At 72.4% G+C, this 11168-nt stretch carries 12 protein-coding genes and 1 pseudogene; 7 read left to right on the top strand and 6 right to left on the bottom strand.

Annotated features, from left to right (window positions below):
* Positions 1–3 precede the first annotated feature (3 nt).
* Positions 4–672 (bottom strand): DUF4097 family beta strand repeat-containing protein, encoded by a 669-nt coding sequence (locus ACFW9O_RS05045; RefSeq protein ID WP_384605102.1) that lies wholly within the window; start codon positions 670–672, stop codon positions 4–6.
* 223 nt (positions 673–895) lie between these two features.
* Between ACFW9O_RS05045 and ACFW9O_RS05040 the strand changes: the two genes are divergently transcribed.
* Positions 896–1660, top strand: coding sequence for a helix-turn-helix domain-containing protein (locus ACFW9O_RS05040; protein ID WP_384605099.1), 765 nt, complete (start codon positions 896–898; stop codon positions 1658–1660).
* Positions 1661–1734: 74 nt separating this feature from the next.
* On the opposite strand, the gene ACFW9O_RS05035 is transcribed toward ACFW9O_RS05040, so the two are convergent.
* From ACFW9O_RS05035 to ACFW9O_RS05025, 3 genes are read right to left on the bottom strand one after another with little or no spacing between them, the layout of a single operon-like run.
* A complete protein-coding gene (locus ACFW9O_RS05035) occupies positions 1735–3258 on the bottom strand; it encodes a PTS transporter subunit EIIC (RefSeq protein ID WP_351165563.1) in 1524 nt (507 codons plus the stop codon).
* A 46-nt stretch (positions 3259–3304) separates the two neighbouring features.
* Complete coding sequence (gene murQ, locus ACFW9O_RS05030; RefSeq protein WP_384605268.1) at positions 3305–4279, bottom strand: N-acetylmuramic acid 6-phosphate etherase; 975 nt, start codon at positions 4277–4279, stop codon at positions 3305–3307.
* Positions 4280–4333: 54 nt separating this feature from the next.
* Positions 4334–5251 carry a MurR/RpiR family transcriptional regulator gene (locus ACFW9O_RS05025; RefSeq protein WP_329208596.1) on the bottom strand — a complete coding sequence of 306 codons (918 nt, stop codon included), beginning with the start codon at positions 5249–5251 and terminating at the stop codon, positions 4334–4336.
* Between the two features lie 103 nt (positions 5252–5354).
* Between ACFW9O_RS05025 and ACFW9O_RS05020 the strand changes: the two genes are divergently transcribed.
* Both ACFW9O_RS05020 and ACFW9O_RS05015 read left to right on the top strand, forming a co-directional pair.
* Entirely contained in the window at positions 5355–5723 is a 369-nt protein-coding gene (locus ACFW9O_RS05020; RefSeq protein ID WP_384605095.1) for a hypothetical protein, read from the top strand.
* A complete protein-coding gene (locus tag ACFW9O_RS05015; RefSeq protein ID WP_384605092.1) occupies positions 5720–6001 on the top strand; it encodes a DUF4031 domain-containing protein in 282 nt (93 codons plus the stop codon). Before ACFW9O_RS05020 ends, ACFW9O_RS05015 begins: the two co-directional genes overlap by 4 nt.
* Here ACFW9O_RS05015 and ACFW9O_RS05010 read toward each other — a convergent pair.
* Together ACFW9O_RS05010 and ACFW9O_RS05005 are read right to left on the bottom strand one after the other, a co-directional pair.
* On the bottom strand, positions 5943–7217 hold the full coding sequence (locus ACFW9O_RS05010) for a Cmx/CmrA family chloramphenicol efflux MFS transporter (protein ID WP_384605266.1): 1275 nt from the start codon (positions 7215–7217) through the stop codon (positions 5943–5945). The two genes, ACFW9O_RS05015 and ACFW9O_RS05010, sit on opposite strands and share 59 nt — an antisense overlap.
* 72 nt (positions 7218–7289) lie before the next feature.
* Entirely contained in the window at positions 7290–7937 is a 648-nt protein-coding gene (locus ACFW9O_RS05005; protein ID WP_384605089.1) for a hypothetical protein, read from the bottom strand.
* A gap of 93 nt (positions 7938–8030) precedes the next feature.
* Between ACFW9O_RS05005 and ACFW9O_RS05000 the strand changes: the two are divergent.
* The 4 genes and pseudogenes from ACFW9O_RS05000 (at position 8031) to ACFW9O_RS04985 (ending at position 11092) form a co-directional block, all read left to right on the top strand.
* Positions 8031–8781: pseudogene (locus tag ACFW9O_RS05000) on the top strand (LamB/YcsF family protein).
* Positions 8778–9413, top strand: a complete 636-nt coding sequence (locus ACFW9O_RS04995) for an allophanate hydrolase subunit 1 (RefSeq protein ID WP_384605086.1) — start codon at positions 8778–8780, stop codon at positions 9411–9413. The pseudogene ACFW9O_RS05000 and the gene ACFW9O_RS04995 overlap by 4 nt, the downstream one beginning before the upstream one ends.
* A complete protein-coding gene (locus tag ACFW9O_RS04990; protein ID WP_384605083.1) occupies positions 9410–10270 on the top strand; it encodes a biotin-dependent carboxyltransferase family protein in 861 nt (286 codons plus the stop codon). The genes ACFW9O_RS04995 and ACFW9O_RS04990 overlap by 4 nt, the downstream gene beginning before the upstream one ends.
* Before the next feature lie 126 nt (positions 10271–10396).
* Entirely contained in the window at positions 10397–11092 is a 696-nt protein-coding gene (locus tag ACFW9O_RS04985; protein WP_384605081.1) for a copper homeostasis protein CutC, read from the top strand.
* The last annotated feature ends 76 nt before the right edge of the window (positions 11093–11168 follow it).

Here is an 11168-nt window from a genome sequence, read left to right as displayed (position 1 = left end):
TCCTCAGAGGCTGCGGGCGGTGATGTCGCCGTAGGACGTGGTCGCGTGGATGTTCAGAGCGGCGGTGCCGTCGGTGTTCTTGAGTGCGTTGTCGATCCGGCCGTAGGCGGTACCGGCGTCCAGCGAGGCGGAGACTCCGCGGGAGGCGCCGACCGAGATCGCGCCGGACTCGGTGCGCAGTGTGACCGTGCCGCCCATGGCCTCGGCGATGCGGAGGTCGCCCTTCTGGGTGCTGATCTCGGCGGGGCCGCCCAGGCGGCCGACCGAGACGTCGCCGGCGAGGAGGGTGAGGCGGGCGCTGGCGGCCTCGTCGAGCTTGACCGAGCCCTGCGCGCCCTCGAAGGCGACGTTGCCGAGCCGTCCGACGCCCCGGATCTCGGAGTCGGCGGCCTTCGCCTCGATGTGGGAACCGGCGGGGAGCTGGATGGTGATCTCGACGGATCCGGAGCTGCCGAGGATCCGGTTCTTCGCCGGCGCGGCCCCGATCCGCAGGACGCCGTCGACGTATTCGACGGCGATGCGCTCCGCCGCCTTGATGTCGCGGCTGTTCGAGGCGTCGGCGGGAAGGACCTCGACCGTGGTGTCGGCGCGGTCGGCGGCGATGAACCGGATGCGCCCTGCGGGGATGTCGAGGACGGTCGAGACCTGGTTGGGGGTGTCGAACTTCTGCATCGTTCTCTCCTTCGGCTCCGTGTTTCTGATGAGTGAAACGCTACGTTGCGTTCGAACTTCTGGCAACGCACTCGTTGCGTAAAATCGCCATCAGTACTGGTCAGAGCCAAGAAATCATTGCAATGGCTTGTCCTCTAATGCAACAGCTGGCATCCGTTGCGTTGCAATGGAATGAGTGTGAACGCTATGCTGGCGGCATCAAGGAAGAACAAAGGAGATCGCGATGCCGGGAGGCAGGCTCACTCAGCAGGAACGCCAGCAGATCGCGCTGGGGCTGGCCGACGGACTCGCCTACGCGGAGATCGCCCGAGGGCTCGACCGTCCGACCTCGACGATCACGCGTGAGGTGATGCGCAACGGCGGCCCCGCCGCCTACCGCGCCGACCTGGCGCACCGCGCCACCGAACGCCGTACCCACCAGCGCAGGCAGGCCGCTCCCCGGGACCCGAAGGCGTCCCCGCAGCCCTACGGGCGCGACGCCGAAGCGGTGCGCGAGTACGAGGAGACGTTCACCGACGTCCTCATGCAGACGGGCCTGTCCAACAAGATGATGGCCCGGGTGCTGGGCTGTCTCTACACGACCGACGAGGGCAGCCTCACCGCGTCGGAGCTCGTGGAGCGCCTCCAGGTCAGCCCGGCGTCCATCTCCAAGTCGATCGCGTTCCTCGAGGGACAGGGCCTCGTCCGCCGGGAACGCGACGAACGCCGCCGCGAGCGCTACATCGTCGACGACGACGTCTGGTACCAGTCGATGATGGCCAGCGCCCGGTCCACCGCCCAGCTCGTCGAGACCGCACGGGAGGGCGTCGGCGTCCTCGGCCACGACACCCCGGCCGGCGTCCGCCTCGAGAACATCGCCCGCTTCCTCGACTTCGTCAACGAGAGCATCACCCGCGCCGCGGAACAGGCCCGCGATGTCCTCAGGACGCCATCGGAAGCGACCTCGGGCACCACCGAGCCGCGCCCGGACGACGTACGGCCGTCCTGAAAACGCGCGTCGGCGGTACCCGGTCGTCGTGGACCGGGTACCGCCGACGGATCAGGCGGGTGTGCGGGGGTCGATCAGACTCCGGCGGGTTCCTTCGCCGGGGCGCCGGGGGCGGTGCCCGGGTCCGTCGTGGGGTGGCCGCCCGTGGCGGCGACCGTCGACGGGACCGGCTCCTGGGAGACGTTGAACTCCGTCAGCAGGGCCTGGCTGAAGCCGAAGAAGTACGTGGCGACGAACCCGGCGACGTAGCCGACCGCCAGACCGCCCGCGTAGATCGCGATCGTCGAGCCGAGGCCGTGGTTGCCGTCCAGGAGCGGGAACAGGGCCCAGCCGGACGGGCCGATGGCCGTGGAGCCGACCGAGTCGCCGAGCTGGTTGAACAGACCCACGAAGCCGCCGCCGAAGGCACCGCCGACACAGGCCGTGATGAACGGGCGGCCGAGGGGGAGCGAGACGCCGTAGATCAGGGGCTCGCCGACACCCAGGATGCCCGCGGGGAGGGCGGACTTGATGGTCCTGCGGATCGACTCGTTACGGGGCAGGCGCAGGTAGACCGCGGCCGCCGCGCCGACCTGGCCGGCGCCGGCCATGGCGAGGATCGGGAGCAGGACGGTGAAGCCCTGCTGCTCGATGAGCGTGGTGTGGATCGGGATCAGGGCCTGGTGCAGGCCCAGCATCACCAGCGGGAGGAAGAAGCCGCCGAGCAGGAAGCCCGCGCCCGCGCCGCCCGTGGAGAGCAGCCAGTCGGCGAACGTACCGATGGCGGAGGAGACCTCGCCGGCCACGTACATCAGGCCGAAGATCGTGACCAGGCCGGAGATCAGGACCGTCAGGGTCGGGGTGACCAGGACGTCCAGGGCCTCGGGCACCCAGCGGCGGCACCACTTCTCCACGTACACCGCGAGGACCGCGGCACCGAGCGCGCCGAGGACACCGCCCTGGCCGGGGGAGAGGGTCTGGCCGAAGGCGTCGATGTTCGCGACGCCGGGGAAGACGATGATCGCCGCAACCGCACCGCCCAGGATCGGCGTACCGCCGAACTCCTTCGCCGTGTTGTAACCGACGAAGACCGCGATCAGCGCCATGAAGCCGGAGGCCATCGCCGCCAGGGCGGGCGTGACCGAGGTCAGCCAGCCGAGGTTCACCAGCAGTCCGTTGAGGCCGGCGATGATGCCGCAGCCGATGAGGGCCGGGATCAGCGGGACGAAGATGTTCGCGATCTTGCGCAGGAACAGCTTGAACGGGGTGGCGTTCTTCGCCTTCTGCTGCGCCTTGATGGCCGCGCCCTGCGCCGCCAGCTCCTCGGAGGTGTGGACGACGGGGGCGGCCGAGGCGCGCTCCTCCTCGACCAGCTGCTCGAACTCCGGGGTGACCCGGGCGACGGTGCCCGGGCCGAGGACGATCTGGTACGTGTCGTCGTCGACCACGCCCATGACGGCCGGGAGGGCCTTGAGGGCGTCGTCGTCGACGAGCGAACGGTCGTGCAGGCCCAGCCGGAGCCGGGTCATGCAGTGAGCGATCGAGCCGACGTTCGCTGCGCCACCGACAAGCGGAAGGATCGCGGCGGCGGTGGCGCGGTTCTTGTCTTCAGTAGCCATGGTGCGTGGTGCCTTGCTGTGCGGGGGGTGGGGACGGTGCGGTGGATCAGGTGGTGCGGACGGCCGCGAGGGCGGCGCGGAGGTGGCCGTGGGAGTCGGCCAGGAGCGTGGCGGCGGTGGGGCCGTCGACCTCGCCCAGGATGGTGAGGATGGCGTTCTTGACCTCGCCGTCGGTGGCGGCGAGCGCCACCTCGATCTCCTGGTCGGAGGCGCCGGTCGCCAGGGAGACGATCCGGCGGGACCGGGCGCGCAGCTTCTCGTTGGAAGCGCGCACGTCGACCATCAGATTTCCGTACGTCTTGCCGAGCCGGATCATCGTGATCGTCGAGAGCATGTTGAGGACGAGCTTCTGGGCCGTCCCCGCCTTCAGACGCGTGGAGCCGGTGAGCAGCTCGGGGCCGACGACGATCTCCAGGCCGTGTTCGGCGGCCCCGGCCAGCCCGGAGTCCGCGTTGCACGAGAGGCCGATGGTGAGTGCGCCCTTGGCACGGGCGTGCTCGACGGCCCCGATGGCGTACGGCGTACGGCCGGAGGCGGAGATGCCGACCACCGTGTCGTCGGCGGTGAGGCCCAGCCCGTCCAGGTCCGCGGCGGCCAGCTCCTTGCTGTCCTCCGCGCCTTCGACGGCCTTGACCATGGCGGAGGGGCCACCCGCGATCAGCCCGACGACCTCGGACGGGTCGGTGTTGAAGGTGGGCGGGCACTCGCTGGCGTCGAGGACGCCGAGGCGGCCCGCGGTGCCGGCACCCGCGTAGATCAGCCGGCCGCCGCGCGCCATGCGCTCGGCGGTGGCGTCGATCGCGGCGGAGATCTGCGGCAGCTTGTCGGCGACGGCTGCGGGGACGGTGCTGTCCTCGCCGTTCATGATCCGCGCTATGTCCTGCGTGGGGAGCTGGTCGATGTCGGCGAGCTCGGGGCGGAACGCCTCCGTGGTGAGCGTGGCGAGCTGGGCGCGCAGCTCGCCGTAGCCGTCGGCGGCGGAGTCGGCGGTCGTGGCGTCGGTGTCGGCGGTGGAGGTCATGGACAGCGGCTCTGCTTTCTCGTTCATGTGCGGTTCAGCGGGTGCGGGCGTGGATCAGCGGGTGCGAGGGGTACGGCGGTGGGCGAGCGCCTCGTACGACGCGGCCAGTGCCGGGGCGGCCGTCTCGTACGTGCGCTGGGCGACGCCTATGAACAGGCAGTCGACGACGAGGAGCTGGCTCGTGCGGCTCGACATGGCGGCCGGCCGGAGCTCGCTCTCGCGGGCGGTGGACGTGGTCAGGACGTGGTCGGCGTACTGCGAGACCGGTCCGTCCGGGCGGCCGGTGATCGCGATGGTCGTCGCGCCGCGGTCGAAGGCGACCCGGAGCGGCTCGATGACGTCACCGGTCGAACCGGAGTGCGTGATCGCGATGGCCACATCGCCGGAGCGGAGCTGCACGGCGTTGGTCACGGCGAGGTGCGGGTCCATGTGGGCATGGGCGATCAGCCCGATGCGGAGCAGCTTCTGCGCCAGGTCCTGGCCGACGAGCGAGGAGGCGCCGACGCCGTAGATGTCGATGCGGCGGGCGGTCGCGGCCGCGGCGACGGCGGCGCCGAGCTGCACGGTGTCCAGGCCGGCGGCGGTGTCGGCGAGCGTCTGCTGCTCGTCGTAGGCGAGCTTGGTCACGACGTCGGCGATCGGGTCGTCGACCGCGATGTCGGCGGTGACGGCCGGTGCGCGGCCGGACAGCTGGTGGGCGGCGAGGCCCGCGAGGGCCAGGCGCAGGTCCCGGTAGCCGGGGTACCCGAGGAGACGGGCGGTGCGGACCACGGTGGCCTCGCTGGTGCCGGTGAGTTCGGCGAGACCGGTGACGGTGAGGGCGGCGCACCCGGCGGGGTCACCCGCGACGGCTTCGGCGACCCGCTGCATGGAGCGGGTCATGGAGGGGGCGAGGGTCCGCACCTTGGCAGCGAGGGCCGCCGGCGCGGGCGGTGAATCAGCGCTGAAACTTTCCTTCACGTCATTGGTCACATTTGAAAGATATTTTCAAGACGGAAGGCCGTCAACCCCTCTTTGGTCCCTACCTCTGAAGGATCAAGGCCGACTCCTGTGGCGCCCGGGTGACAATGGGGTTATGGAGTTGAACACCCTGGAGCAGGAGCTGCACACGGCGCGTGCGCTGGTCATGGCCGACCTCGTCGCGGGCGATGTCGCCCAGGCCGAGATCGTCTCGCTGGTCGAGGACGCGGTGACCCACCGCCGGTGGTGGGTCGAGCAGTGGCCCGAGGGCGTGTCCTTCGTCACCGGCCTGATAGCGCAGGACGTCCAGGACGCCCTGCTGGAGCGCTACGGCCGCTGGCCGCTGTGCCCGGTGTGCACGGAGGACGGGCCGCACGCGCTCGACGTGGAGCCGGAGCTCGGACCCGATCCGCACTGGGTCTGCACGAAGGCGACCGTGTCGGTGGCGCCCGTGGGGGCGCTCGCCGGGGTGCTGGGCCGGTGACCGTCTATATCGACCCGCCGACCTGGCCGGGGCACGGACGCATGTGGTCGCACCTGGTCAGTGACGTGTCCTTCGAGGAGCTGCACGTCTTCGCCGCCGCGATCGGCTGCCCGCCGCGTGCCTTCGAGCGCGACCACTACGACGTGCCCGAGGCGCATTACGCGGACGCGGTGCGCGCCGGGGCGAAGGAGGTCGGCTCGAAGGAGATCGTGCGCCGCATCACAGCCGCGGGACTGCGGCGGCCGAAGGGGCGCCCTGCGCCGTCCGCTCCGCTGTGACCTGCGCGGGCACCGCCGCGCCCGCCCGCGCTCCCGTGTCCGTGCCGCCCGCGATCCGCCGCGACGGCCTGCCGCCGCCGCCGAGCCGCAGCGAGACCACCACGGCCGCCAGGCCGAGCACCATCATCCCGGCGCCCGCCCAGGCCGTGGCCGGGAAACCGAAGTCCGCGTCGATGACCGTGCCGCCCAGCCACGGGCCGCTCGTGTTGCCGAGGTTGAACGCGGCCGTCGTCGTCGCGCCGGCCAGCGTCGGGGCGACGCCCGCGACGTTGAACATCCGGGCGTTGAGCGCCGGGGCCGTGTAGAACGCGGACAGGCCGAGCAGGAACGCCAGGACGACCACCGCGACCGGGCTCGACGCGAACAGGGCCAGCGCCACCAGGAACGCCGTCGACGCCGTGATGCCGCTGAGCAGCACCCCGAAGAGGTGCGCGTCCGCGACCCGGCCGCCGATCGTCGTACCGATCACCGCACCGACCCCGAACAGCGCCAGTACCCACGGCACCCAGCCCGAGCTCAGCCCCGCGACGTCCGTCAGCAGCGGAGCGAGGTAGCTGAACGCGCAGAAGACACCACCCGCCGCGAGCGCGGTGATCACGATCGACAGCCACACCTGACGGTCCCGGTAGATGGCGACCTCACGCTTGAGCTGCGGCTTCTTGTCCGGCAGCGGAATGCGCGGAATCCGGGTGGCGACCCCGACCAGGGCCACGGCGGACGCCGCGCCCACCGCCCAGAACGCCGAACGCCAGCCGAGGTGCTCCCCGAGGAACGCCCCCAGCGGCACACCCAGCACGTTCGCGATCGACAGCCCGCCGATCATGACGGCCATCGCCCTGGCCCGCGCGTTCATCGGCACCATCGCGATGGCGACCGCCGCCCCGACCGCCCAGAAGCCCGCGCAGGCGAAGGCGCTCACCACCCGGGAGACGAAGAGCACCTCGTACGTCGGAGCCAGCGCGCCCGCGATCTGGCCCAGGCCGAAGACCGCGATGAGGGCGATGAGTGTCGTACGGCGTGGCAGCCGGAGCGTGGCCACGGCCAGCAGCGGGGCGCCGACCACCATGCCGATGGCGAACGCGGATATGAGGAGTCCGGCCTGCGGAATCGACACGTCCATGTCGTCGGCGATGGGTGGCAGCAGCCCGGACAGCATGAACTCGCTGGTACCGAGAGCGAAGACCGAGAGGCCCAGGATGTACACGGCCAGTGGCATACGGGGACGGCTGGAAGCGGAGTCGGGCATGACAGTCACCAACAGTGCCCCCGACCTCGGAATTCCCGTGTCTCAGTGGGTGAGCAGCTCCAGCTCCGTCGTGAGGTTCTGCCGGGCCCGCGGTTCCCAGGCGCCGGCCCCGTGGGGTGTACGGAACAGCCGGGGCAGACCCAGCAGCTGCCGCAGGACGGCGGCCCGGCCGTCACGGAACGCGTCGTCCGGCACGAAGCCGTACTCCTCGCGCACCTGTGCCGCGTACGTCGCGTACTCCTTCGGGGCGGCCGCCAGGATCGCCAGGTCCGCGTCGCACAGCACCTCGCCGTTGGTGTCGCCGTCCGCCGGGTCGTGGGTGACGGTCAGCCTGACCAGCCTGGCGACCTCGGCCGTGGCCGCTCCGGAGACGCCCGCCTCGGCGAGGGCGCGCTCGGCGAGGGCGGCGCTGCGTTCCTCGTTCTCGGTGCGGTCGGGGCGGTAGACGGCGTCGTGGAACCAGACGGCGAGGCGCACCAGGTCCGGGGCGGCGGCATGACCGGCGAGGGTGTCGACGCGGTCCAGGACCTGGGTCAGGTGGGCGGTGGTGTGGTAGCGCCGCTGCGGTTCGGCCCAGCGGGCCAGGAGGTTGTCGGCGTACGGCAACGGGTCGGGGCCGGGGGCTCCGCCCCGGGCGGCGACCAGGGCGTCCTGCCAGCGGCTGCGGAGGGAGTCGGCGGTGTCGGTCATGGGACGACCTTAGAACTGCCGGATCTTGTCGGTTCGCCGAACTGTCGTTAGCGTGCGGCCGTGAAGGAACCGGTGGACCCCACGCACATCCTGATGGATCTCAACGCGGACCTCGGCGAGGGGTTCGGGCGCTGGACCCTCACCGAGGACGAGGCGCTCCTGACCTGTGTCACCAGCGCGAACGTGGCCTGCGGCTTCCACGCGGGCGACGCCTCCGTGATGCGGCGGGTCTGCGACACGGCGGCTGCCCGTGGGGTACGGATCGGGGCGCAGGTCTCCTACCGCGACCTCGCCGGGTTCGGGCGCCGGGCCATGGACGTGCCGTCCGCCGAACTCACCGCCGAGATCGCGTACCAGATAGGCGCGCTCCGGGTCTTCGCCGAGGCGGCGGGCTCCACGGTCTCGTACGTCAAACCGCACGGCGCCCTGTACAACCGCACCGTCCGGGAACGACGAGCAGGCCGCGGCCGTCATCGAGGGCGTGCTGCTCGCGGGCGGCCGTCCGGCAGTCCTGGGGCTGCCCGGATCGCGGTTGCTCGACCGTGCGGAGGCGGCCGGCCTGACGGCCGTCGAGGAGGCTTTCGCCGACCGTGCGTACACCCCGCAGGGCACGCTCGTGCCGCGCGGCGAGGAGGGCGCGGTGCTGCACGACGCGGACGAGGTCGTACGCCGCAGTGTCGGCATGGCCGTCGAGCGGGCCGTGACGGCCGCGGACGGCAGCCGCATACGGGTCGGCGCGCGCTCCCTGTGCGTCCACGGCGACACCCCCGGGGCGGCGGCGCTCGCCCGACGGGTCCGTACGGCGCTGGAGGACGCGGGCGTGTCCGTGCGGGCGTTCGCATGAGCGCGATACGGGTGCTCTCCGCCGGCCCCGGCGCCCTCCTGGTGGAGCTCGCCTCCTCGCAGGACGCGGAGGCCTTCCACGCGGAGCTGCTGCGCCGCCGGGCGGACGGCTCCCTGCCCGGGGTACGCGAGATCGTCCCCGGGGCCCGGACGGTACTGCTGGACGGGGTGGAGGACCGCTCGCTGGCCGGTCGGCTGCCGGCCTGGGAGATACCGCCGTTGCACCGGGGCGCCGGGGAGACCGTCGAGATCCCCGTCGTCTACGACGGCCCGGACCTCGGCGACGTGGCCGAGGCCTGGGGCGTCGCCGTCGCCGACGTACCGCTCATCCACGCCGGTACGGAGTTCCGGGTGGCCTTCTGCGGATTCGCACCCGGGTTCGGGTACCTCACGGGGCTGCCCGAGCATCTGCACGTACCGCGCCGCGCCACTCCGCGGACCCGGGTGTCCGCCGGTGCGCTGGCCCTCGCGGGGCCGTACACCGGGGTGTACCCGCGCCCCTCGCCCGGCGGCTGGCAGCTCATAGGCCGGATGCCGGAACCGGGCGCCCTGTGGGACCCGGCCCGCGAACCGGCGGCACTGCTCGGCCCGGGGGCACGGGTGCGCTTCGTGGCGGCAGGGGTACCCGGATGAGCCCCGTGCTCCAGGTGGTCCGGGCCGGGGCACTGACGACGGTGCAGGACGAGGGGCGGACCGGCTGGGCGCATCTCGGGGTACCCCGGGCGGGGGCACTGGACGGGCCCGCCCGGCGGCTGGCCAACCGGCTCGTCGGCAACACGCCGGACGCGGCCGTCCTGGAGACCACGCTCACGGGCTGCGCGGTCCGCCTGTCCGGTGCCCGGTCCGTGGCCGCCGTCGTCGGCGGCGCGGGCTGCCGGGTGACGGTGGACGGGCGGCCGGTGGCGTGGGGCGCGCCCGTGCGCGTACCGGAAGGGGCCGTCCTGGAGGCCGGGCCCGCGGTGCACGGCCTGCGCAGCTACCTGGCGTTCGGGGGCGGCCTGGTGCCGGAGCCGGTGCTCGGAAGCCGGTCCGCCGACCTGCTCTCGGGGCTCGGCCCGCCGGTCCTGCGCGACGGTGACGTACTGCCCCTGGGGCACGGACACGGCTGCCCGCCCGCCGACGCGGTGCCGTGGCCGGGCGTGCCCGGCGAGCTGGTCCTCCCGCTGTACCCCGGCCCCCGCCAGGAGTGGTTCACCGTGGCCGCGCTCCGCACACTGACGACCGCCGCGTACCGGGTCTCGGCGCGGAGCAACCGCATCGGACTGCGTACGGAAGGGCCCGTCCTGGAACGCGCCCTCGACGGGGAACTGCCGAGCGAGGGCATGGTGCTCGGCGCCGTCCAGGTGCCGCCGGACGGGCGGCCCGTGGTGTTCCTCAACGACCATCCGACGACGGGCGGCTACCCGGTCGTCGGCGTGGTCGCCGAGTCGGCGCTGGCGGGGGCCGCGCAGGCGGTTCCGGGGACGCGCGTGAGGTTCGTGCGGGCGTAGCGCCGTCGCCGCCGCGGGTTAGGTTCAGGAGCCACGCGTTTCCATGGTGAGCTGCGCCCTCGCGTGACCGCCCCGTAGGCTGGTCATTGGACTAGACCTGCAGCCGCTCCGAAGGAATGGAACCTCATGAGCAACCGTGCAGTCCTGGAGGTGATCGCTCTCGACGCGGAGGACGCGGTCGCAGCTCAGGCCGGTGGTGCGGACCGCCTCGAAGTGGTCACCGACATGGCCGCGGACGGCCTGACACCGTCCCCGAAGACCGTCGCGGAGATCCGGTCCGCCGTGGACATCCCGCTGCGCGTGATGCTCCGCATCGCGGACGGGTTCGCGGTCGGCGACATCGACGTCCTCGTGGAGAAGGCACGCGAGATGCGGGCCGAAGGCGCCGAGGAGTTCGTGCTCGGCTTCCTCGACCGGGACGGCCACGTCGACCTCGTCGCCGTCGAGCGCCTCGTCGCCGAGCTGAACGGCTGCCGCTGGACATTCCACCGTGCGATCGACAGGGCCGTGGACCGGGAAGCCCTGCGCAAGCACCTCGCGGAACTGCCCGGCCTGGACACGTACCTGACGGCGGGCTCGGCGGACGGGGTCGACGACGGCATTCCGACCCTGCTGACCGAAGCGGCTCGCACGGCCTCGGGCCTGCCCGGTTACGAACCGCAGATCCTGGTGGGCGGCGGACTGCGCCTGGAACACCTGCCGCGGCTGCTCGCCGGGGGCATCGACGCCTTCCACATCGGCGGGGCGGCACGGCCGGGCGGCTGGTCGGAGCCCGTGGACGTGGCGGCCGTACGGGAGTGGCGCGCCGTGCTCGACGGGTGAGGTGCGGGCGCCGGCGTCCTGTCCCCGAACTCCGGCCGGCGCCGTGCGCGTCACCCGTTCCGTCACTCCGGGAGTG

Origin of the sequence: Streptomyces sp. NPDC059499, from assembly GCF_042749285.1 — a bacterium.
In the GTDB taxonomy this organism is placed as follows: Bacteria; Actinomycetota; Actinomycetes; order Streptomycetales; family Streptomycetaceae; genus Streptomyces.
Note: the sequence above shows the minus strand (reverse complement) of the source record. Positions and strands in the feature narration are given on the sequence as shown.

Excerpts from the sequence above, each read along its gene's own strand:
- ACFW9O_RS05045 (WP_384605102.1), bottom strand. The coding sequence starts at position 672 with ATGCAGAAGTTCGACACCCCCAACCAGGTCTCGACCGTCCTCGACATC.
- ACFW9O_RS05040 (WP_384605099.1), top strand. The coding sequence starts at position 896 with ATGCCGGGAGGCAGGCTCACTCAGCAGGAACGCCAGCAGATCGCGCTG.
- ACFW9O_RS05035 (WP_351165563.1), bottom strand. The coding sequence starts at position 3,258 with ATGGCTACTGAAGACAAGAACCGCGCCACCGCCGCCGCGATCCTTCCG.
- murQ (WP_384605268.1), bottom strand. The coding sequence starts at position 4,279 with ATGACCTCCACCGCCGACACCGACGCCACGACCGCCGACTCCGCCGCC.
- ACFW9O_RS05020 (WP_384605095.1), top strand. The coding sequence starts at position 5,355 with ATGGAGTTGAACACCCTGGAGCAGGAGCTGCACACGGCGCGTGCGCTG.
- ACFW9O_RS05010 (WP_384605266.1), bottom strand. The coding sequence starts at position 7,217 with ATGCCACTGGCCGTGTACATCCTGGGCCTCTCGGTCTTCGCTCTCGGT.
- ACFW9O_RS05005 (WP_384605089.1), bottom strand. The coding sequence starts at position 7,937 with ATGACCGACACCGCCGACTCCCTCCGCAGCCGCTGGCAGGACGCCCTG.
- ACFW9O_RS04995 (WP_384605086.1), top strand. The coding sequence starts at position 8,778 with ATGAGCGCGATACGGGTGCTCTCCGCCGGCCCCGGCGCCCTCCTGGTG.
- ACFW9O_RS04990 (WP_384605083.1), top strand. The coding sequence starts at position 9,410 with ATGAGCCCCGTGCTCCAGGTGGTCCGGGCCGGGGCACTGACGACGGTG.
- ACFW9O_RS04985 (WP_384605081.1), top strand. The coding sequence starts at position 10,397 with ATGAGCAACCGTGCAGTCCTGGAGGTGATCGCTCTCGACGCGGAGGAC.